Origin of the sequence: Kordiimonas sp. (assembly GCF_048264555.1) — a bacterium.
Lineage (GTDB): Bacteria > Pseudomonadota > Alphaproteobacteria > Sphingomonadales > Kordiimonadaceae > Kordiimonas.
Window position 1 is genome coordinate 746384 of sequence record NZ_JBLXCX010000002.1, and the last position, 22447, is coordinate 768830.

Annotated in this window: 21 protein-coding genes; 8 read left to right on the forward strand and 13 right to left on the reverse strand. The window is 53.6% G+C overall.

The window, feature by feature from the left end:
* Window positions 1-26 precede the first annotated feature (26 nt).
* Genes ACN0XZ_RS08590 through ACN0XZ_RS08600 form a run of 3 tightly spaced genes read left to right on the forward strand, consistent with a single transcriptional unit; the run spans window position 27 to window position 3024 of the window.
* Window positions 27-1094 (forward strand): TRAP transporter substrate-binding protein, encoded by a 1068-nt coding sequence (locus ACN0XZ_RS08590; protein WP_417457324.1) that lies wholly within the window; start codon window positions 27-29, stop codon window positions 1092-1094.
* Between the two features lie 2 nt (window positions 1095-1096).
* Complete coding sequence (locus ACN0XZ_RS08595; RefSeq protein ID WP_417457325.1) at window positions 1097-1660, forward strand: TRAP transporter small permease subunit; 564 nt, start codon at window positions 1097-1099, stop codon at window positions 1658-1660.
* Complete coding sequence (locus ACN0XZ_RS08600; protein WP_417457326.1) at window positions 1660-3024, forward strand: TRAP transporter large permease; 1365 nt, start codon at window positions 1660-1662, stop codon at window positions 3022-3024. The genes ACN0XZ_RS08595 and ACN0XZ_RS08600 overlap by 1 nt, the downstream gene beginning before the upstream one ends.
* Window positions 3025-3072: 48 nt before the next feature.
* Here the strand turns inward: ACN0XZ_RS08600 and ACN0XZ_RS08605 are convergent, their stop codons facing one another.
* Entirely contained in the window at window positions 3073-4200 is a 1128-nt protein-coding gene (locus tag ACN0XZ_RS08605) for a DUF2336 domain-containing protein (protein ID WP_417457327.1), read from the reverse strand.
* 265 nt (window positions 4201-4465) lie between these two features.
* On the opposite strand from ACN0XZ_RS08605, the gene ACN0XZ_RS08610 reads away from it, so the two are divergent.
* The 3 genes from ACN0XZ_RS08610 (at window position 4466) to ACN0XZ_RS08620 (ending at window position 7232) form a co-directional block, all read left to right on the forward strand.
* Window positions 4466-6040 (forward strand): alanine/glycine:cation symporter family protein, encoded by a 1575-nt coding sequence (locus ACN0XZ_RS08610; RefSeq protein WP_417457328.1) that lies wholly within the window; start codon window positions 4466-4468, stop codon window positions 6038-6040.
* A gap of 94 nt (window positions 6041-6134) precedes the next feature.
* On the forward strand, window positions 6135-6557 hold the full coding sequence (locus ACN0XZ_RS08615) for a c-type cytochrome (RefSeq protein ID WP_417457329.1): 423 nt from the start codon (window positions 6135-6137) through the stop codon (window positions 6555-6557).
* Between the two features lie 30 nt (window positions 6558-6587).
* Window positions 6588-7232: an MlaC/ttg2D family ABC transporter substrate-binding protein gene (locus tag ACN0XZ_RS08620; protein WP_417457330.1), complete on the forward strand. Its 645-nt coding sequence runs from the start codon at window positions 6588-6590 to the stop codon at window positions 7230-7232.
* A 10-nt stretch (window positions 7233-7242) separates the two neighbouring features.
* On the opposite strand, the gene ACN0XZ_RS08625 is transcribed toward ACN0XZ_RS08620, so the two are convergent.
* A complete protein-coding gene (locus ACN0XZ_RS08625) occupies window positions 7243-7797 on the reverse strand; it encodes a glycine cleavage system protein R (RefSeq protein WP_417457331.1) in 555 nt (184 codons plus the stop codon).
* A 108-nt stretch (window positions 7798-7905) separates the two neighbouring features.
* Here ACN0XZ_RS08625 and ACN0XZ_RS08630 point away from each other — a divergent pair, with 108 nt between their 5' ends.
* Window positions 7906-8127, forward strand: a complete 222-nt coding sequence (locus ACN0XZ_RS08630; protein ID WP_417457332.1) for a DUF4170 domain-containing protein — start codon at window positions 7906-7908, stop codon at window positions 8125-8127.
* Between the two features lie 113 nt (window positions 8128-8240).
* Here ACN0XZ_RS08630 and ACN0XZ_RS08635 read toward each other — a convergent pair whose 3' ends face one another.
* The gene (locus tag ACN0XZ_RS08635; RefSeq protein ID WP_417457333.1) at window positions 8241-8429 is read right to left on the reverse strand and encodes a hypothetical protein; all 189 of its coding nucleotides are present in this window, start codon (window positions 8427-8429) and stop codon (window positions 8241-8243) included.
* Window positions 8430-8573: 144 nt separating this feature from the next.
* Entirely contained in the window at window positions 8574-10415 is a 1842-nt protein-coding gene (locus tag ACN0XZ_RS08640; protein WP_417457334.1) for a DUF885 domain-containing protein, read from the reverse strand.
* Between the two features lie 185 nt (window positions 10416-10600).
* Here ACN0XZ_RS08640 and hspQ point away from each other — a divergent pair, with 185 nt between their 5' ends.
* Window positions 10601-10945 (forward strand): heat shock protein HspQ, encoded by a 345-nt coding sequence (hspQ, locus tag ACN0XZ_RS08645; RefSeq protein ID WP_417457335.1) that lies wholly within the window; start codon window positions 10601-10603, stop codon window positions 10943-10945.
* Between the two features lie 75 nt (window positions 10946-11020).
* Here hspQ and ACN0XZ_RS08650 read toward each other — a convergent pair whose 3' ends face one another.
* The 9 genes from ACN0XZ_RS08650 to ACN0XZ_RS08690 form a co-directional block, all read right to left on the reverse strand.
* Window positions 11021-11131 (reverse strand): aa3-type cytochrome c oxidase subunit IV, encoded by a 111-nt coding sequence (locus ACN0XZ_RS08650; RefSeq protein WP_417457336.1) that lies wholly within the window; start codon window positions 11129-11131, stop codon window positions 11021-11023.
* Between the two features lie 89 nt (window positions 11132-11220).
* Window positions 11221-12195 (reverse strand): threonine ammonia-lyase, encoded by a 975-nt coding sequence (locus ACN0XZ_RS08655; RefSeq protein WP_417457337.1) that lies wholly within the window; start codon window positions 12193-12195, stop codon window positions 11221-11223.
* Window positions 12192-12446, reverse strand: coding sequence for a PGPGW domain-containing protein (locus ACN0XZ_RS08660; RefSeq protein ID WP_417457338.1), 255 nt, complete (start codon window positions 12444-12446; stop codon window positions 12192-12194). Before ACN0XZ_RS08660 ends, ACN0XZ_RS08655 begins: the two co-directional genes overlap by 4 nt.
* A 72-nt stretch (window positions 12447-12518) precedes the next feature.
* Entirely contained in the window at window positions 12519-13844 is a 1326-nt protein-coding gene (locus ACN0XZ_RS08665; RefSeq protein ID WP_417457339.1) for an aspartate aminotransferase family protein, read from the reverse strand.
* 66 nt (window positions 13845-13910) lie between these two features.
* A complete protein-coding gene (locus tag ACN0XZ_RS08670; RefSeq protein ID WP_417457340.1) occupies window positions 13911-16220 on the reverse strand; it encodes a TonB-dependent receptor in 2310 nt (769 codons plus the stop codon).
* A gap of 130 nt (window positions 16221-16350) precedes the next feature.
* Window positions 16351-17994, reverse strand: a complete 1644-nt coding sequence (locus ACN0XZ_RS08675) for a tetratricopeptide repeat-containing sulfotransferase family protein (RefSeq protein WP_417457341.1) — start codon at window positions 17992-17994, stop codon at window positions 16351-16353.
* Between the two features lies 1 nt (window position 17995).
* Window positions 17996-19312: an NAD(P)/FAD-dependent oxidoreductase gene (locus tag ACN0XZ_RS08680; RefSeq protein WP_417457342.1), complete on the reverse strand. Its 1317-nt coding sequence runs from the start codon at window positions 19310-19312 to the stop codon at window positions 17996-17998.
* A 15-nt stretch (window positions 19313-19327) separates the two neighbouring features.
* Window positions 19328-20674, reverse strand: coding sequence for a glutamine synthetase family protein (locus tag ACN0XZ_RS08685; RefSeq protein ID WP_417457343.1), 1347 nt, complete (start codon window positions 20672-20674; stop codon window positions 19328-19330).
* A 19-nt stretch (window positions 20675-20693) separates the two neighbouring features.
* Entirely contained in the window at window positions 20694-22148 is a 1455-nt protein-coding gene (locus ACN0XZ_RS08690) for an NAD-dependent succinate-semialdehyde dehydrogenase (RefSeq protein WP_417457344.1), read from the reverse strand.
* Window positions 22149-22447 lie beyond the last annotated feature (299 nt).

Consider the following 22447-nt stretch of genomic DNA (forward strand, 5'->3'; position numbering starts at 1 on the left):
GTAGGACGCAACGAGGGGGGAAGCTCATGCGACCGGTCAACGCCGCTGCCGTAGCATCGTTATGTATGCTGGCAGCCTGTTCAAACGAAAACACGGACGCCCAAAACACTCATCAGGTTGGTGAGCCTGTCGAGTGGCGGATGACCAGCACCTATCCCTCCACGCTCATTCAATTGGGCACTTTGGGTAAGCGGCTGGAGACCGAGGTTGCCAAAATCTCCGGCGGCTCGGTTAAGCTCAAGTTTTATGAACCCGGCGTTCTGGCCCCGCCTTTTGAGACATTTGATGCCGTCAGCTACGGCGCTGTTGAAGCCGGGTGGTCCACCCCCGGTTACTGGGCTGGGAAAGACCCGGCGCTCCAGCTTTTTTCAAGCGTGCCATTCGGGCCATCCGCGCCTGAATATCTGGCGTGGTTCGACTATGGCGGCGGTAAGGAGCTGTTTGAAGAGACTTACCACAAACATAATATCCACGGCATCATTTGCGGCATGACCCCGCCTGAGGCATCTGGCTGGTTCAAGAAGGAAATCAACAGCGTTGATGACCTTAAGGGCCTGAAGATTCGGTTTTTTGGCCTTGGCGCCAAGGTGATGGAAGAAGTTGGTGCAGCCCCCCAACTTATTGCTGGGGGTGAGATATACCAAGCGCTTGAACTTGGCACCATCGACGCGACGGAATATGCAATGCCAGCAGTTGATTACCGCATGGGCTTTTATGAGGTCGCGAAGCACTACTATTTCCCCGGCTGGCATCAGCAGTCCACCTTCTTTGAGCTGATGATCAACCTAGACGCCTGGAATAGCCTGAGCGAAACACAACAGGCGCAGGTAGAGGCGACATGCGCCGCCAATATTCGCTATGGCATCTCCGAAGGTGAAGCCTTACAGGCAGACGCCATGGCCGCGCTTGAAGCCAAAGGCGTCAATATTCACACATGGTCACCCGAAATTCTTGATGAACTTGAAGGAGCCTGGGGCCGTGTGGTCACAGACCTCGCGGAAAAAGACCCGGAGTTTGCCCGTGTATGGCATTCGCTTGAAGCTTTTCGCGAGAAATACAAGGCGTGGGCTGACCGCGGCTATCTGAAGGACTAGCCGTGCAAGCACTCTTCACTTTCGCGCGTGGCGCTGAACGTCTGGTGGCATTTTTGGGCCGGGTCGGCGCATGGGCAATTGTCGCTCTGATGCTCATCATTATCACTGACGTTACCTTGCGCAGATGGTTTGTGATCGGCTCCACCAAGCTGCAAGAGCTGGAGTGGCACCTGCACGGCGCCTTGTTCCTAACCTGCCTTGGCTGGGCGTTCAGCCGCAACGCACATGTACGCATCGAGTTGATAAGCGACCGGGCGAGCGCACGCACGCGTGCCTGGATCGAGCTATGGGGCTGCTTGATCTTCCTCCTTCCCTATGTTGCGGCCATCCTGATGTTTGGGATGGATTATGTAAGCTATAGCCTTACCTACAATGAAGCATCGGCGTCGCCCACCGGCCTCAGCGAACGCTGGATCATCAAGGCTTTCATACCCTTTGGTTTTGCTCTCCTGGGGCTGGCAGCACTCGCACGCCTTTGCGATGCGATCATCTATCTCTTCGGTGCAAAAAAACTCGCCGACCAAACCGGGTTTGGCCGCGCGCATGCACAAGCGGGAGAAAGCTGATGGAAATGATCATTGAGCTATTGCCTGTGTTGATGTTCCTCGCGCTCGTTCCCCTGCTCTTTAGCGGGTTTCCTGTTGCTTTTGTGCTTGGCGGTGTCGGGCTTCTCTTCTGGCTTATCGCAGTGGGGCTGGGCATTGAAAACCCCAACAGCTTTTTCCTTGTCGTGAGCCGCATTTTTGGCGGGGTGGTCAATAAGCTGGTCCTTGTCGCTATCCCGATGTTCATCTTCATGGGCACAATGCTTGAGCGCAGCGGCGTTGCCAAAGAGCTTCTGTATACCCTTCAACTGATGACACGGCGCGTGCCCGGTGGCCTTGCGCTTTCTGTCACCGTTTTAGGCGTCATTCTCGCCGCAACCACCGGCATTATTGGCGCGAGCGTCGTGATGATGACGCTTCTCGCTCTCCCGGTGATGATTGAGCGGGGATATGATAAAGCCCTTGCCACCGGCACCATCGCCGCCAGCGGCACGCTTGGCATCCTGCTGCCGCCATCTATCATGCTTGTGGTTATGGCAGATCTATTGTCTACATCTGCGGGCGGGTTATTCCTGGCCGCGATCGGCCCGAGCCTGTTTCTCGCGGCGCTATATATGCTCTATATATTTGGCCGCACCGCCATGGCCCCTCACCTTGCACCGCCACTGGGTGCCGACGCTGCAGCGGGCCAACTCACGTTCATGCGCATACTCCGCAGTTTTGTACCGCCGATATTGCTGATCATCCTGGTGCTTGGCTCTATTTTTGGTGGGTTCGCAACCCCCACGGAGGCGAGTGGGGTTGGTGCCGCCGGTGCGTTAGTTTTAGCTGCGCTCAATAGGAAGCTAACCTTCGTCACACTCAAGGATGTGGTGGAAAAGTCGGCACTAACGACCACGATGCTTTTTGGTTTGTTTGTGGGTGCCACGGCGTTCTCATATGTATTCGCGCTGCTTGGCGGGCATGACCTTATCCTCTCAGCCATCAACCAGAACGGTATTTCACCGTGGCTTGTGCTTGCCGTTCTTATGCTTGCGGTCTTTCTCTTAGGCTTCTTTTTCGACTGGATCGAGATCACCCTCATCATCCTGCCGGTGTTTGCCCCCATTATTGCTGCGCTCGATTTTGGGAGCCACCTTCCTGAGGCAGGCACAGTCACGGTATGGTTCGCCATCCTTATGGCTGTTAACCTGCAAACCAGTTTCCTCACACCGCCTTTTGGTTTCGCCCTTTTTTATATGAAAGGCGCAGCGCCTGATGGCGTGCGGCTCGCTGATATCTACCGCGGCATCATTCCGTTTGTGCTACTTCAGCTCTTTGGCCTGATTGTGCTTCTTCTCTGGCCTGACCTCGCGCTTTGGCTACCCCGTGTGATGGGCAAATAAAAAGGCGCCCTCGGGCGCCTCGTTCCCTTTCATGACTGTACTTGCCTCTTATGCAGCGTCAGATGAGCTGCCTTCATGGCGCTGAAGTTTACCAATCAGATAGTCAAGGTTCTCTGTATCAACATCGTCCTCAACCGCCGTCAGCACGCGCTCAATCATCAACTGACGGAACTGTTGACGGTCATCCCCCCCGGTTTCCAGCATCTCATCAGCCACATCAAGGGCCGCACGTGCCATCGGCAGGAACTGTTCAGGCATTTTTGCCACTTCAAACAAGCGCTTGAGGCCGAGATCACCCTTGTCGTGCACAAGCTTGTATGCGTTCACAACAGGGATACCAACCCGCTTGGCAAGCGCCACCTCAAAGAATGTCGTGTCCCCCATGCAGAGCGCACGCAGCATCAGGGTCGGCGTCAAGCGGCCGTTATCGAACAGCTGGTCCACCAACTCCTGAACGGTCGTCGACTTCTGGCCACCTTCAAGAAGCGAAACTGTAGCCTTTTCCCGGCTCTCCATCAGCAGATCACTCGCCATAGACGGGGAAATTTCATGGTGGGTCATGATATGGTCGCGCAGCTGCTCAGACACCAGCGTCACCAAACGCTCAGCAACGCCAATCGGCAGCTCACCGCGCATCGCAAGCGGCGCTTTAACAGCATCGCTATCACTAAACTTATCGAGCACCTTGCCAAAAGTCGCTTCTTTGATCTTTGCGCCCTTATTGCTCACAAGAGTTGCGACAACTTCTTCGTCGCCAGCATCCGCCAGCGCATCCGCCACATCTTCAGACACATCCTTGCGCCCCGCCACGACCTTTTGCACATCCGTGCCACGGGTGCGGACGATATCAATCAGGTCTTTATCCGTAAGGACCGACGAAAACTCGATTACCGGCATCGCTACTTCATCAACGTCTTGCGCGAGTGTTGCGGCAACGTCATGCGGCACATCCGGGTTGTCCTTAAGACTTTCAGACAAAGCCTGACGCACCCTTACCGCTGCGTCACGCAACATCACACGAAAGATATCTTCCGCGATCTGGCGTTCGCTTTCCGTCAGCGCCGTAGCCCCAAATGTACTAGCGACTTTTGCCGCAGCCTCCGCCCGGTTATTTTCGTTCGGATCCTGCAACAGTTTGGCGACATCGGCGCTTGAAAGCTTATTGGCGTCAGACAAATCTATCTTCCCATCTAAAAAAGGTCCTACGCGCACGCTATGCCAAACAGGTTAATCGCCCGTTAAAAGATAGACGAAACAGCAACAAAGGCGGGAAAGCGCCAGTCTTCTGGAAAACGTGAGCATCTTTCCGTTGAGCCAAACCACATTAGGGGCTAGCATGCGGCACAATTTTAACCGGACGAGGCCTTCGTCCCAAGAACAAACTGATGAAGTGGCAGGATTTTTTCCTGCCCCAAGTGCAACAGAGTGTTGGGGAGCAACAATGAAACGCCTTTTGGCTTCAATAATTCTAATTCTGGGCAGCGCTGGTGCGGTTTTCGCACAAGACACCGACAAAACATTCGCCGAATCCGTCAACGAAGTTATGGCCCCCATCAGCCAGGCTATTTCCGACGTGATTTTCTTCACCGTTCCAATGGACTGGCTGATTGCAGATGCACCGGGTATCCCGTTCATCGCGCTCTGGCTTGTTGGCGGCGCTGTTTTCTTCAGCTTTTATTTTGGGTTCCCGAACATCCGGGGCTTCAAACAATCCATTCGCATCGTCAAGGGTACCTATGACAACCCGAGCGATCCGGGCGAAGTAACCCACTTTCAGGCTCTCACCGCTGCCGTTTCAGGCACCGTAGGCCTTGGGAATATCGCAGGCGTTGCGATTGCCGTTTCTATTGGTGGCCCAGGCGCAACCTTCTGGATGATCCTTGCAGGCTTCTTCGGTATGACGAGCAAGTTTGTTGAATGTACGCTCGGTGTTAAATACCGCGAGATTGACGAGAATGGCGTAGTTACAGGTGGGCCGATGCTCTATCTGTCCCGCGGCCTTGCCAATCACGGGCTGCCTAACCTTGGTAAAATCCTTGCAATCGCAGCCGCCATCATCTGTATCGGCGGCGCGTATGGCGCGGGTGCCATGTTCCAGGTTAACCAGTCATCCACGCAGTTCACGAACGAGATTGCTGCGCTGACCGGTGGTGTAGACAGCGTGTTCTATGGCCGTCAGTGGCTTTTCGGGATCATGTTCGCCTTCTTTGTGGGCCTTGTAATTATCGGTGGTATTCGCCAAATCACGCATGTGACAGAGTTCCTCGTGCCGATCATGGCAACGATCTACATCTCTGCTTCACTCGTGATTATCTTCAGCCATTTCGCTGATATTCCTGCGGCCTTCGGCCAGATTTTTGCTGGCGCGTTTACAGGCGAAGGTGTTCAGGGCGGCATCATTGGTGTGCTTATTCAGGGTCTGCGCCGCGCGAGCTTCTCGAACGAAGCTGGTCTTGGCTCAGCTGCCATCGCACACTCGGCTGCAAAAACCAAAGAACCTGTAGCTGAAGGCCTTGTGGCGCTCCTTGAGCCGTTCATTGACACCGTTGTGATCTGCACGATCACCGCGCTCGTGATTATCCTGACCGGGTCTTTTGATCCAAACGCGTCGGGCACGTCAGCAGGTATCGCGCTAACCTCAAACGCTTTCGGGTCTGTAATCGACTGGTTCCCCTATATCCTGACGATCGCGGTTATCCTGTTCGCATTCTCCACATCCATCACGTGGTTCTACTATGGCCAACGGTCTTTCCTTTACCTGTTTGGCAACAACAGCGCTGCGGACTTCGCGTTCAAGATTTCCTATCTGATGATCCTGATCATCGGTTCCGCGATGTCGCTCGCGCCTGTAATGGATATGGCAGATGCGCTGCTTCTCGCGATGGGCTTCCCGAACATCGTGGGGCTTATTATCATGCGCAAGGAAGTGAAAGAGATGCTGGAGAGCTACCTTGCCAGAGTGAAATCTGGTGAGATAAAGCCTTATACTCACGATAAAAGTGAAGTGGCAAAGTGACACAGCGACCTTGAACCATGTTCATGCGATATTAAGTATGAAAATGAAGTATGTGGCGGGGGTAACTCCGCCACAATTATGTCAGGAGCAGACGATGAAAAAATATATGGCCGCCCTTTCCCTCGCAATGCTTTGCGGTGCAGCAACGTTACCGACAGCGGCGGACGACAACCCGGCCTCAACGGCTATTTCCGCCCATGGCGACGCCGAGAAGGGCAAACGTATTTTCAACCGCTGCAAAGCGTGCCATAACCTTACGGCTGCGGAACGGTCCCGCATGGGTCCGAACCTCGATGGTCTTTTTGGCCGTCAAGCTGGCAGCAAAGATGATTATAAATACTCAAAAGCGCTTGCTGAAGCCGATTTTGTATGGACAGAAGAGAAGTTGGACGCCTGGTTGGGCTCACCCAAAACTTTCCTGCCCGGCAACAAGATGGCTTTCGCTGGCCTCAGAAAAGAGCAAGACCGGATGGACTTGATGGCTTATCTGCGGACAGCAACTGTGGCGGGCGAATAATTCAGGCTTAGCGCCAGTTAGGATATTCCGATGAAACGCCTATTTGCTCTATTCACTCTGTTTCTGATGACTGTGCCCGGTGCACAAGCTCAGGACGGCGGCGACCGTGCCGTTGACGATGTTCGGGGGGCGATTGAATTTGTGCAAAACCTGAGCACCGAGACCATTGCTGTATGGAGCGACAGCAAGCTCTCCGCCGCAGAGCGCTACAATGCCTTTCGCGCCATCTTTGAAGACGCGACGGATATTGAGCTTCTAGCACAGGGCATGTTGGGCCTGCACTACCGCACGATCTCAAAAGAGCAGCGCGAAACCTATATGCAGGCCATGGGCGATTACATCATTGCAGAATTCGACAAGCGTATGGCCCAGATCGGCTTCAAGTCACTTGAAGTGAGTGGCACCAAGCCGGCTTCCGGTAAACAGGGCCATCTCTATGTTCGAACAGAAGTAACCCGTGAAGAAGGCCAACCTATCCTGGCTGACTGGCGCGTCCGTAAAAAAGACGGCAAATTCCAGATCGTGAACCTGGAATTTGAAGGCATCAACCTTCTGATCACCAACCGGGACCTGTTCTCGTCAAAGATCAAGAAAGACGGTTTTGACGGCCTGATCGCATGGCTGCGTGCACAAAACACCATGCCAAGTGGTTCTCAGGCGGAAGCTTCCCGCTAGAAAGCAATCATCATTCTGCGGTGTTGTCGCCCACAGCTTCAACGCCGCAGTTTAGCCTCAGGCTACCCGCCGTGTTATAGAGCGCGGCCTCAAGGGCGGCAAATCGCCCCTCCCCCAAATTAATGGCGAAACGAGTACGGTAGTCAAAGCCAGCATCAACAGCTGTGCGTTTGCTGCTCATCCGAACGATATTCGCGCCGTACTCCACCAACACATCACTGATACGTGCGACCAGCCCCGGTCGGTCACCGCCAGAAATATCAACAATATGAGTGATAGTTGCACTCTCGCCTCTGGCTAATGCAAACGGGAAACGACTAACGGTAATACGTGCGCCTGCCACCACATCAAGCGCCGCCAAACCGGCTGACACCTCATCTTCGTCGGCACCGGCCTCAAACTCCGCAATGCAGGAAAACTCGAATCCCTCACCAAGGACAGCAAAAGCACTATCGGCCAGATTGGCGCCTGTCTCAAACAGATACCCAGTCACACCCGAGACAACACCAACACGGTCTAGCCCGATGATGGAAATCAGAAATTTGTCGTTCACAGATGTGCTCACAATGGTACTCCTAAGAAAAGGGTGGTGTTTTCCAGCGAGTTTGCTAAATAAACGCCACCGAAGCAATCAGATGTTACGGATATAACCAATTCAACAGGAACATGTTCCATGGCAGACCAGCAGCTTTTACATCTTGTCTTTGGCGGTCAGGTAAAAGACCCGCAATCTCTCGAATTCGCCGATCTCAACAAAGTTGATATCGTGGGCATCTATGGGTCCTACTCAGAAGCTGAGCAAGCATGGCGCAGTGTCAGCCAGGCGAACGTTGATGATGCAATGACCAAATATGTGGTTGTGCACCTGCATAAGCTTCTTGAGCCTTCCGAATAAGCCAAACAGGCAACATCATCCCTAAAAAGCAATAAGGACGAACAGCATGCCGCTTGATCGTCCTTTCGTCGCTTTTGAGGGCATGCTTGATGCCCCTATGTGAATGATGCGTGCTAGTGCGCGCGCGCCTTCTCGGCAAAATAGGCATTGATGCCTGCTTCAATCGCATCACCGCTGGTATCATAAGCGCCCATGCGACCTGTCATGGCGCGGTGCGCTTCTTCACGGGTGCGAGGATGAAGCTTGTTAAGCTCTAGGCTTACAAGGCGACGCAGCCCTGCACTGTCGATTGGTTGGTACATATTTTTCTTCCATTTTACTTTTTTGGTACCGTCATTGGTAACATCGGAGCGCGACAGTTTTTTGTCACGTCGATGACAGAAATAAAACAGGCAGCGGCTAAGGTCACCCCAACCACTGCCTGCTCTTGTTCGCTATATGGTAGTTTAGCTGGCTTTTTTCAAGTCCGCTACCCAAGCTTTCACATTGGTCTCCAGTATGGAAAGCGGCACAGCGCCATTTTTGAGCACAACCCGGTGGAACCCTTTCCAGTCAAACTTGTCACCAAGCTCATCCATCGCCATCTGCCTCAGTTCCATGATCTTGAGCTTGCCGACCATATAAGCTGTTGCCTGGCCCGGCATCACGATGTAGCGCTCGATTGCAGCCACTACGTCACCGTGTGGGTTCGGTGTGTTTTCAGACAGATAGTCAATCGCCTGCTCGCGCGTCCATTTTTTAGAATGCAGACCAGTGTCCACTACAAGGCGGCATGCGCGCCAGAGTTCCATAGCAAGACGACCAAAATCTGAATATGGGTCTTGGTAGAAACCCATATCCTTACCCAGTTCTTCCGTATAGAGGCCCCAGCCTTCAGTGAAGGCCGTAAAGCGTGCCGTACGCTGGAACAGCGGCACACCGTCAAGCTCCTGCGTCAGCGCAATCTGGAAGTGGTGACCTGGGATGCCCTCGTGATAGGCCAAGGCTTCCAGTTGGTAGATTGGCATATATTTGGTGTTTCGCAGGTTCGCATAGAAGATGCCCGGGCGCGAGCCATCTGGCGCCGAACGCTGGTAGAAAGCTTTACCAGCAGATTCCTCGCGGAACTTTTCAACCGCGCGCACTTCCATTGGTGCTTTTGGTGTCAGGTCAAAAAAGTCCGGCACCCGCTCACGCATGGCATCAATGATGTCATTGGCCTGCTGAAGATACGCAGCCTTACCCTCTTCCGTATTCGGATAGAAGAACTGGTCGTCCGTCCGGGTAAACTCGAAAAAGTCCTGCAGGCTGCCCTCAAAGCCCACCTGAGCCATGATTTCTTTCATCGCTTCATGGATGCGCGCCACATTGTCCAGACCGATCTGGTGTATTTCATCGGCCGTCATGGTTGTGGTGGTGTTATTCTCTAGCGCTTGTGCGTAAAAAGCGTCCCCGTCCGGGAACTTCCACGCGCCATCATCCGTTGTGGCGGTTTTCTCCAGATCTTCCAGCTTGGTGATCAGGGTTTCAAAACCGGCTTTGGTGTTGGTAGTCAGCGCTTCTGTCGCTTTAGCGATAAGAGCCGTTTGCTCTTCTTCACCAATTTCAAGATTGCCAACTTTTTTCTTGAAGTCTGCGAGCAGGATATTGTCCTCGCCGCTATCATCAAAGGGCGCACCGCTTATGATGTTGCGAGAAGACTCGATCACATAAGGATAAACGAACTTGGGTGCCTGAATGCCTTTATCCGCCCGTTCTTGCAGGTCAGCGGAAAGCTGTGCGAGGAAATCAGCCAAGCCATTGAGCCTTGTGATATAAGCCTCTGCGTCCGCCACATCATTGATGCGGTGCACGGTCATCAAATGCGTGGCCACGCCTGTGTGCCAGCCAAACATCTGGTTGATCGGATAGCCGTAGTCCCGCCAACGGTTGTTCTTGATATATCGCTCTGCTGTCAGCTCAAAAATGCGGTAGCTCAGTTGGTCCTCTTCGCTCAGCGTATCAAAATCAAAGGCCCTCAGCGCTGCAAGCTGGTCTTTGTAAAGCTGTAGCTCTTTGGCGTCGGCCTCATCTGATATTTCAGGCCACTTGTCGTTGTTGCTTCTGTCACCAAGCCGTTCTGCCTGCAATGGGTTGAGCGCAAGGCGTGCTTCCATCGCGTCGGCAAAAAATTTATCCAACGCCTCCGCCTGCTGCTCCTGCGCGATCTCAGCGTCCTGGCCGAAGGTCTTTTGTTCATTTTTCTGTGCGGGTTCGCACGCAGCAAGCGCCAGTAAAAGTGCAATGGATGAAACGGTTTGTCGGATCATAACGGTCCCCTTATTTTTCCCTGTACCCAAGTTCCTGTCAAAAGTCGGAAACTTTTGTGGCTCGGTAATCTTTTGCCAACCAATTTGCGCTAAGGTGGCCCTGCTTTGAGATGAATTGCAAGTCCTGTTGACATCAAGGCTCAAGATGCCTATCTCACGCATCTGTATAGGAGTGCCAAAGCGAAATGCAACGCGAGCCCAAAATCGTAAAAACGCCGCTGTTCACCATTGGTCAGGTTGTCCGTCATAAATACTTCCCCTTCCGGGGCGTGATTTTTGACGTAGACGCCGAGTTTGCAAATTCTGAAGAGTGGTGGGAATCGATCCCTGCGGAAATCCGCCCGGCAAAAGAGCAGCCGTTTTATCATCTGTTTGCCGAGAATGACGACACCAGCTATGAAGCTTACGTATCGCAGCAAAACCTTGAAGCGGATGTCTCAGATGAGCCTGTGAATCATCCGGAGGTGATCGAGCTTTTTGGGGACCTCAGCAAAGGCCAATATCAACTCAAGGCGATCCCGAGGCATTAGAAGACACTCGGCCTGGAATAGCTCATAAAAAAAGCGGCGCACAAAACGCCGCTTTTTTATTGGCACCGTGTGCTGTTACGCAACAAACGCAGCCAAAAGCACCATAACCACGATGATCGCAACAGTAGCCCGAGTACCGTGCTTCATAAAACCCTCGAAGGTGCGCTCTTGTTCTTGAATGTCCATTCTGATGGCTCCCAACTGCTTAGCGTTCAACGCTGAAGAAATATTTCCCGCTCTATAGCGCATCATATCGCGCGGGCCAAGTATTTTGCTTAGCCCATGCACTTCGCGAGCATCTCCGGCTCGATATTGCCCCCGGAAAGTACGATCACCGTTGTGCGACCTTTGGCCTCGACGCGACCGTTCATCAAAGCAGCAAGGGCTGCTGCTCCACCCGGTTCCACCACCATTTTCAAGGTAATCGCGGCATAACGTACAGCATCCAACGCTTCATCATCGCTGACGGTCAGGCCCTTTATGGCGTTGCTTTGCAAAATCGGGAACGTCAGCTCGCCCGCGCTGGGGGTGAGAAGCGCGTCACAAACGGAGCGCGCGCCAAAGTCCACGGTTTGAATTGACCCCGTATCCAGTGACCGACAAACATCGTCGAATGCCTGAGGTTCCACCACATAACCATCCATCGCAGGGAAATGGTGCTTAAGCGCCACAAAAGTGCCAGAAGCCAAACCACCGCCGCCACAGTTCACAAGCGCCTGATCAGGCTTCAGGCCCATCTGCTCAAGATCCTGGGCGACCTCAAGCCCCACGGTGCCCTGTCCTGCCATGATGTACGGATCATTATAAGGCGGTACAACAGTCGCCCCACTGTCGCCTACGACCCGTTTGGCCACCTCCTCCCGGTCTTCATTATACCGGTCATAAAGCACCACTTCCGCACCATAGGAGCGTGTGTTCGCGAGTTTAAGCTTTGGCGCATCGTTCGGCATGACAATGGTGGCATTAACGCCCAGCATCTGGGCCGCCTTGGCCACACCTTGAGCATGGTTACCGCTCGAGAATGCCACAACACCTTTTGCTCGCTCAGCTTCGCTCAGCCGGGACAGTCGGTTATAAGCACCGCGAAATTTGAAAGCACCGATCACCTGCAGGTTTTCGGGCTTTATGAAGACCCTGCCGCCTACAAGTTCGTTTAGCGCAGGATGCTCAATGAGAGGCGTACGAACCGCAGCACCTTTTATCTGCTCTGCCGCCGAATGAATATCTTCAATATTGATCGCCAAACTCACAGTTCTGCCTCCTCGCTATTGTTTCTAGCCTTGCGCCGCTGCCACCATCTGCCGAGACGCACCTCCTGATTACGACGGAACCGCCGCACAGCAGGAAAATCTACCGATAGGACTAACAGGCCAAGCGGCACCATCCAGAACCCCAGCACCGGCAGAAAGCCAAGTATGCCGCCGATAATAAGCATAATGCCCACCACGATGCGTCCGAGACGGCTGGCAGGCATTACTTTTTTTACGGTTTTTCTTACCATGGTACGCGAAACCCATTCTCATTTCCCGCCGGCCAATGCGGAACATGTCCGAACAGGTTTCGGGCCCAGCAGTTAACCAACTTCGCTGATGGTTTTCCGCATGATTTCACCGATGTTGTCAATATCTGATTTGCTGGTCACCAGTGGTGGCGCAATCGCGATGTGGTCACCACTCATACGCACCTTCAAGCCGTTCTCAAACGCGCGCTGGAATATCTTGCCGGAGCGCGAGGCAACTTTCCCGTCAATCTGAGCAAAAGTAAGCGCGCTCATGAAACCAAGGTTTCGCACATCGGTTATACTTTCAGCTTCACCCAGGCTGTGCACCATGGCTTCAAAATAGCCTTCGGTTGCCCGCACGTGCTCATAGACACCCTCTTCCCGGTAAGCTTTTTGGCTTGCGATCGCAGCCGCTACCGCCAGAGGATGAGCGGAATAGGTATACCCATGGAACAACTCAATCCCACCCTTGGTTTCGTCCATATAGGTGTCATAAATGCCTTTGCGAACGGCAACCGCCCCCATAGGTACGGAACCGTTATTGAGCGCCTTTGCCGTTGTAATCAAATCGGGCACAACACCAAACCGTTCTGCCGCTGTGGCATAACCCAAGCGCCCAAACGCGGTGATAACCTCATCAAATATCAGCAAGATACCGTGCTTTTGCGTAATTTCGCGCAAACGCTCCAAGTAGCCTTTGGGGGGCACGAATACCCCGGCAGACCCGGCAACAGGTTCAACAATGACCGCTGCGATCGTGCTGGCGTCGTGAAGCGAGATAATTTCCTCAAGCGAATCCGCATAAGCCGCACCGTCTTCAGGCTGCCCCTTTGAGTACCTCATATCGGCACTGTATGGAAATGCAAGATGGTCCACGCCTGGGAGCTGTGCGCCAAAAAACTTGCGATTATTCACCATGCCGCCGACGGAGATGCCACCAAACCCAACACCATGATACCCGTGCAGGCGACCGATTAGGCGAGTACGCTGCCCCTCACCCCGCAGCCGGTGGTAGCCGAGCGCGATCTTAAGGGCGGTATCAACTGATTCAGACCCTGAGTTGGTGAAAAAGATGTGATCGAGATCACCGGGCATTGTGTCTTTAAGCATGTTGGCAAGCTCAAACGCCTTTGGATGCCCAAACTGGAAGGCTGTTGCATAGTCCAGCTCTCCCGCTTGTTTGCGGATCGCCTCAACAACCTTCGGGTGGTTATGACCAAGCGCACAACACCAAAGGCCGGAGGAGCCATCAATCACTTGGCGGCCATCTGTGGTCGTATAATAGATACCATCCGCGCTTTCGAGCATACGCGGGTTGGTCTTGAAATCTTTGTTGGGAGTAAAAGGCATCCAATAGGCTGCCATATCGTCGTTTATTCTTTTATCTGTGCCATCCATGAAACACCTATTTTGCACAAGGAAGGAAGGCCCGCGGGCCTTCCTGAACTCTTTGACACCAAAGGCTTACTCGCCAAAACGGTATGAGAATTTCACACCAAATGTGCGCGGGCGGCTAATGCCGAAACCATGGCCCGGGAAGAAGCCACCCGCCTCGGATGTGCCGTCGAAGTAAGCTTTATTGAAGATATTCTCCACATAAGCGGTAACGGCCCAGCGGTTATGGCTTTCGTAGCCAACACGCGCTGAGAAATCTGCCCAACCATCGTTTTGGAAGGCTGCAAGATTGCCCAGACCACCATATGTTTTGGTCTGGGTACGGAAGTCAGCGGACATGTTGAGTTCGCCTTCGCCAACTTCAGTATGATAGCTCACGAGACCTGCAAAAGTGAACTTGGGCGAACCTGGCAAACGATTGCCTGTGCTGCCTTCTTCCACTTCTTCCGCACCAGAGATCTCATTCTCGTTGAACGATGTAGCGAAGAAGACATCAACATTCTTGTTCACGATCGCCTGAACGGTACCTTCCAGACCCCAGGATTTCACCTTACCGACGTTGGTCACGCGCGTGCCCTTGTCGAAGTAGTTCAGTTGCAGGTCTTTGTACTGATAGTAGTAGCTACTGATATCAAGACGAATGCGCCGGTCAAACAGGTCACCCTTGGTGCCAAGCTCGTATGACCATACGGTCTCAGGGTCGAACTGGTTAAGGGTTGCATTGCTCACGAGACCATCGTCTGCGACGTCATCATCGTCGGCCTCAATCGCAAAGCTACCAAACCCGCCAGCCTTATAGCCCTTGGTCACACTGGCATAAACCATCCAGTCATCGTTCGGGCGGTACCGTGCGACAAAGCGTGGTGTGAAGTCATCCCACGTTTGCTCACCTTCAATGAAGCCATCGGTGTACACACCAAACGCCCAAAACGGCCCGAGATAGCTGTCCACAGGCAAGATAGAGTTCGCAAACTTCTTCTTATCTTTGTTGTAACGCAGGCCCATGCCAAGCTCGAACTTGTCGCTCACAGCATAGGTGAGGTCTACATACGCGCCCCAACCACTAAATTCGCCCATAACCCGGTTTTGTTCGAGAAGGCCATCAGCGCTTGGTACGAATTCACCCCAGCCGTAGTACGCAAAAACTTCAGAGCAGGAGTAATAATAGTAAGCGGCGCACATAACCTCTTCATCACCGCGCTGGCGGAAGAAAGCGTTGATCTCTTCCTTATAGTAGGAAACACCGGCATACCAGCTAAGCGGGCCATCACTTTGGCTAACCAGCCGCAGTTCCTGCTCAAAATAGTCGCCGCTTTGATCCTGAGCATAATCATTGAAACCAATGTTCATGCCATCAAAGTCTTCCGCGTAGCTGTAGTCGTGGTCTTTATAGCCCGTGACTGAAGTGAGCGTCGCAAAACCAAGGTCAACATTGATCTCGGCGCTGACCGCAAGGATTTCGCCAATATCGTAGTTGCCAAGTTTTGCATCGTTATCAACGCTGCGAACTCCGCCACGGACACTGATATCGCGCCCGAGAACATCTTCAAGATGCGGCACAACTTCATCATCTTCAATGAGACGGTAGATCGACCCACTCTGCTCACGGTCTTCATACTCGAGCATCAGGGTTGCGTCCCAATTGTCACCACGCAGGCTACCGGTCGCCCGGAAGGCCGACTTGTCGTGCGCGACCAGGTTGTCATCACCAATTTCTGCGGCGTTGTCGACGTAGCCATCTTCTTCGCTATGGTAAGCCGCGAGACGGAGCGCAAAATTATCGCTCATCGGAATGTTAGCCCAAGCCTCCGCTTCGAAGATACCGCGCTCACCAACACCTGCCTCGATATAACCCGACGCCGCGTCAAAATTCGGCTTGGCGGTATAAAGGCTTACAGCACCGCTGATCGCGTTACGCCCAAACAGGAACCCCTGCGGACCACGGAGAACTTCGGCACGCTCCATATCAAACATGGAGGTCACAACAACACCGTTGCGCCCCTGATAAAGGCCGTTTTTGAAGAAACCTACCGACGGATCACCACCCACACCAAAGTCGTTCGTGGAGATACCGCGGATGTTGATATAGTCGATGAAGCTATCTTTACTGTCGCCTGAGAAGCCTGGCGCAAATTTCACCAGATCCTTAACGTCATCAAGATTGACCCGCTTGGTGAAATTGGCGTCAAACGCCGTAATTGAAACCGGAACATCCTGTGTGGACTGCACCCGTTTCTGAGCGGTAACCACTACTTCTTCGATCGCCAACCCACTAGAGTCAGCGTCTTGAGCGATCGCAGCGCCGCCAGAGAGAAGGATCGCCGTCAGCGATGCCCCTGCTTTGGCCCTGAAACTGCGGGTACGATAGACAGATGTCATTTTCTGCTCCTCCCCTTAAGGGTGATTATACCTGATCTGCCATCAGGCCTATTTAAAGCAGCTTACAGAGATCTCCGGTTTGCTGCTCTCATGTTAAAACATGGCCGATCCCCCCCGGGATTTAGCCGGTTTATGCGGACCTCTCTGTGAGGTCCGCGTTTATCAAGACCGATTGCATCGGCCCTAAATGCTGCTCAAAGTTTTTCCAACGCCCAACTGAGCGTGTGTGTGCGCGCTCGCGCACCTGTGCGGCACTCGCTGTGGTTACCGCTGATTTCTGCTCATGGAAGCTCAGGCAAGCATCCTGCCACTCAAGCCCAAGGAAATCGATAATCTTCCGCGCGTTAGGCTCAAGGTCAGCTACCGTGTCCTCATACACCACATCCAGCATGCGCGGGCCAACCACCTCACGCCACTGGGCCATTAGGTTGCGGTAGCGCACGTGATGGCGCGCCATCTCTTCCTGATCATAGGAATGGTAGTAGGCGTCCGCGAACAACTGCTTATAGCTCGCGAAACAACTATCCATAGGGTCTCGAACAATGTGAATAATCTTGGCATTCGGCAACGCGGCCACGATGAGCGGCACATAAAGGTAGTTGACCGGTAATTTATCGACGAAATGTGCGCTTGACCCGCGCACCGTCTTCGTTGTTTCCAGATACAATTGACCTAGGGCCTTCATATCCCCTTTGGCAATTTTCTCGACAATTTCCGGCGTCATCGGGCGTGGAGAACTGGTTTCGCTAACCCGTTTCATCGCCATGGCAAACTGCTGCAGTTCACCCGCCGATTCCACGTCAGAATGCGCGGTGATAATGCGTTCAATAAGCGTGGTACCGGTACGCGGCTGCCCAACCACAAAAATAGGGAAAGCATCGTCAAACCCAGCAGTTGCCTGCCGTTCGAACCACTCCGGCGTCAAGGTGGCTTCAAGCGTCTCGAACAGTCGGGTTTCCTCTGCTTCATCAAAGGTCACGTGCGCGCGGCGAGCCTTGGCTCCCGCTTCATAAGCTGAGAAAGCCTCATCCCATTCACTCAGGTCCTCAAACTCCTTGCCTATCGCATAGTGAAGAAATGAAGCGTCCGGATGACCTGAAGGGATGCGAGCGGCAATCTCCTGCATCACATTAAGATGCGTGTGGTCAGTCACAGTCTCAAGGCGGGAAATCATCCAGTGGGCAATCGCGGCATCTGGCTTCTCGCGCAGAACAGCCTCAAGCGCCTCGCGTGCCTCATCAAGGCGCCCCAAGAATGTTAAGGCTTTGGCCCGGCTAAGGTCAAAGAAGGATGATTTGGCTTTTGCTTTTGCCCGGTCAAACCAGCACAGGGCTTCAACCTGATCGCCAAGAAGGCTATGAACGTTACCAATGACATCCAATACCAACGGGTCCTCTGGCTTGTTAGCCATGGCGTTCTGGAGCGCCTTTTCCGCGAGGTTATACTGCCCCATCGTAACACAGCAGCGGGCAAGTTGCGCCCAACCTGCCGCATGGCTTTCATCCAGGCTGACAACATTGCGGAACGCGCGTTTTGCCGTTGCCCAATCACCGCTTTCAATTCCGATCAACCCAACAAGGAAATGGGCCTCTTTAGCATCGGGGAAATACTTGAGCACAAGGCTGCAACAACCACCCGCTTCCTTGAAGTCACCGCGCTGCATCGCTTTATAGCCGCGCGCGAGAAAGCCTGATGCTTGCGCAGGTGTCATCTTCGGCGCACCACCAGATGGTGGCTCCATGTTACTGCCAGAAATGTTGCCGGTCAGTGCCATCTCAGCGCCCCATTGCATCCTTCATTCTATAGTAAGCCATGCCAACAGCCAACATCGGCTGCCGGAACAACTGCCCCCCCGGAAATGGTGGGTGTTTCACGTTTGCCATGATCTCGAAGCGGCTCGTGTCACCATCAATCGCTTCCGCGATCAGCCTAGCCGACATATGGGTTGGTGCCACACCGTGGCCTGAATAGGCCTGTGCGTAATATATGTGATCTTCAAGACGACCAACCTGTGGGATACGGTTGAGACCGATGCCCATATAACCGCCCCATGCATAGTCAATGCGCACGCCTTCAAGTTCAGGAAATACCTTCACCATATTTGGCTGAACGGCAGCGACGATATCACGTGGGTGGCGGCCAGAATATGTCGCAAGCCCGCCAAAAAGCATGCGTCTGTCAGGGGTTAGCCTGAAATAATCAAGCGCCCAGCGCTGGTCGCAAGCAGCAAAACCTTGCGGCATGATTTTATTTGCCAGCGCTTCATCAAGCGGCTCCGTCGCCACGATATAGCTGCCAGCCGGCAACACACGTGACGCCAGTTTGGGCACCAGCTTGCCAAGATAGGCGCCACCAGCCAGCACCACCTTGTTTGCGGTCACACGGCAATGGTCCATATCCACCACAACGCGGTCGTCCCGGACATCAAGTTTACTGACCCGCGCATCTTCAAAAATGCGGGCGCCCAGACGCTCCGCCGCGCGCGCCTCACCGATAACGAGGTTCAGGACATGGCAGTGACCCCAGCCCATGTTGGTAACACCACCGATATAGCGGTCCGAGCCTACATAAGCTTTAACTTCATCCGCATTCAGCAATTTCTGCTCGTGGGGGTACCCACGGGCCTGCAGGGCATCCATTGATTTCTTGAGATCATCGATCTCGCTCTCTTTCATTGCGAGATCAACGTACCCCCACCTAAGGTCACAATCGATACCATATTTTTTGACCCAGTCAGAAATGATGTCGACACACTCGACGCCCATGTTCCATACGGCGGCCGCGTTCCCTGCCCCGAATGAACTCTCAATTTTGGAGAAATCGGAGAGCGCTTGGCCATAGCCACCAATCACCTGCCCGCCGTTGCGGCCAGAAGCACCCCATCCAATACGGTTCTGCTCAACAAGGGCGACCTCATATCCCTTTTCCGCCAGGTGCAGGGCAGTTGCCACCCCAGTGAAGCCGCCGCCAACAATACAGACGTCAACCTTGATATTGCCTTCGAGCCGTTTGAAGCCAGACAAGTCGTTACATGTCGCCGTATAATAGGAATTTGGCAACCGATCGTCATGTATGGAATCCCGAACCCGCATAAGGCTTTAGCGCTCCTATATCACTCGTAGGTATTGTTCATAGTCCCACTGGCTGATCTGCCTGTGGCATTCTTCTTCTTCTGCACGGCGAACCTGCAGATAGAGGTCCACAAAATCATCGCCCAGATAGCTGCGCATTACCTTGCTAACATCAAGACGGTCAAGCGCAATACGCCACCGAGGCGGCAAAACATTATCAAATTCTACAGCATCAAACTCACCGAGTTCCGGCCCAGGGTCGCTTTCATGGGTAAGCCCATAATGCGCGCCTGCCAAAATGGCAGCAACCACCAAATGAGGGCATACGTCTGCCCCGCAAACCCTATGTTCAAAACGCCTGTTTTTGGCATTGGAAAGCGGCAACCGCACAGACAGCCGCCGGTTATTTTCACCCCAGTTCGGCACCACCGGCGCGAACCATTCAGGGTCAAACCGCCTGAAACTGTTTGCATTGGGGGCAAAGAAGGCTGTCGCCCCGGGCATCGTTTTGATCAAACCACCGATGGCGTTCTGCAGCGTTGTCTCACCGCTATCCTCCTTGCCGAAGATATTGAGCCCGTCTTCATCAAGGATACTGACATGAGCATGCAAACCATTACCTACCTCGTCATAGACCGGCTTGGCCATGAAGCTCGCAAGCAAACCGTGCTTGAGGGCAACTGACTTCACGACGCGCTTGAGCGCCAATGCATCGTCGCAGGCGCGTTCAACGTCATCAGTATGCTGAAGGTTAACTTCAAACTGGCCGTTACCGTACTCACACACTAGGCCTATGACATCGAGGCCCTGGGCGGTGCAGGCATCCTCAATTTCCCGCATCAATGTCTCAAAATCGGAGAAGACATCCATGTTGTAGCAATTGGCGCCGCTCGCCGCGGCCATGCCGTTAGGCGGCGATACAGGCACCGGCGGGATTGAGCCAGCCTCAAACAGGAAAAATTCGTACTCAAGCGCCACAACCGGGCGAAGCCCGTCTTTGGTGAACTTCTCCAGCACCCGGCCGAGAACCGCGCGGGGGTCCATAAAAAACGGCGTGCCGTCGCTATCCTGCATGGTGACCAGAACCTGCGCTGTTTTGCGCTCTGTCCACGGAACAAGCTTCAGAGAGCCGGCAACTGGCATGCAGATGCGGTCCGGATCGCTGCCATATTCTTCAAGAATGCTATCGGCGCTGGCACCATTGGTGGTGAGAAACGGCACAGTAATCGGGAATGGCACACCATTTTTAGCCAACTTCTTCAAGCCACTGGCTGGCATCTGCTTGCCACGGAAGATACCGTTCATGTCGGCGATCAATACCTCAACAATCTCCAAGTCAGGGTGCTGTTCCAGAAAACTTGAAATCTCTTCATCAACCGACATAGGCGCCACGCGCTCCTTACTATAAACCGGCCATGCAGAGGTATTTCATCTCCACATAGTCCTCTATTCCATACTTGGAGCCCTCGCGGCCCAAGCCTGATTGTTTAACACCGCCAAACGGCGCAACCTCGGTTGAGAGGATACCGGTGTTGATCCCCACCATGCCGTATTCAAGTGCTTCCGCAACACGCCAGACCCGCGCGAGATCGCGCGCGTAAAAGTATGACGCCAGTCCAAACTCCGTATCGTTGGCCTGCGCAATTACGTCCGCTTCGGTTTCAAAACGGAAAACAGGCGCCACCGGCCCGAAGGTTTCCTCCCTGGCCACTTTCATGTCTTTCGTTACATTCCTGATCAGTGTGGGTTCAAAGAAACTACCGCCAAGGCTGTGCCGCTTACCGCCGGTCACGAGCTCCCCACCCTTGGAAAGCGCGTCTGCAATATGTTCCTCGACCTTCTCAATCGCTTCATCGTTGATCAGTGGGCCTTGCACCACGCCGTCATCCGCGCCATTACCCACCTTCATCTCAAGAACCTTGGCAGCCAACTTTTCAACAAAAGCGTCATAAACACCGCTTTGCACATAGAGGCGGTTGGCACACACGCAAGTTTGGCCCGAGTTGCGGTATTTGGAAGCCATGGCCCCATCAACGGCTGCATCAATATCCGCGTCATCGAACACGATGAATGGCGCGTTACCGCCGAGCTCAAGGGAAACCTTCTTGATGTCGTCTGAGCATTGCCGCATCAGGATGCGCCCAACCTCGGTTGAGCCAGTGAAGGTTAGTTTACGCACCGTCTGGTTCGCACACAGCTCACCCCCGATATCGCGAGATTTGGTGCCCACAACAATATTCAGCACACCTTTTGGTACACCTGCGCGCTCCGCGAGCTCCGCGAGCGCAAGGGCCGACAGAGGCGTCTCTGCCGCAGGTTTCACAACAACTGCACAGCCCACAGCGAGCGCAGGCGCCACTTTCCGAGTAATCATGGCGTTCGGAAAGTTCCACGGTGTGATTGCCCCCACAACCCCTATTGGCTGTTTGATCACCATAATCCTGCGGTCACCCTGTGGTGCCGGAATTACATCACCGTAAACACGCTTGCCTTCTTCCGCGAACCACTCGATGAAACTTGCACCATAGGCAATTTCACCGCGCGCCTCTGCAAGCGGTTTACCCATCTCGGCCGTCAAAATTTGCGCAAGATCTTCCTGCGCTTCCATAATAAGGCGATACCAACGCTGCAACACGGCTGACCGTTCCTTAGCTGTCGCCGTGCGCCAGGACCGAAATGCTTCTTCGCTTGCATCAATGGCAGATCGCGCCTCAACCGCCCCCATATCAGGAAGTGTTGCCAACACATCACCCGTGGCTGGGTTGCGCACATCAAAAGTTTCACCTGAGGCTGCATCAACCCAGGCGCCACCAATATAGCCATGCGCTTTCAAAAGCGCCTGATCACTTAACTTCATGATAATCCCCTACATCCGCGCGGGCCTGCACAAGCAAGCGGCGCTACCTCCAATAAACGACACTAGACTTAAGACAATACGCGCTCCCGCCAAGGGAGGTAGCCCCCGCGAAGTGAATTAATGTGATCACAATAATTTCACACTGTCAACATAGAGGCATGATTTTTTGTGCGCAGAAAAAGAAGTTTATGGCGAAATTGCAAGATTTGCCATATAAATAGAGCAATACCCCTTCTTACCCGCGTTAGCTTTACCGCTTGACCGGGCCTGAAAAATGTGATCACTTTATTCATCAATAG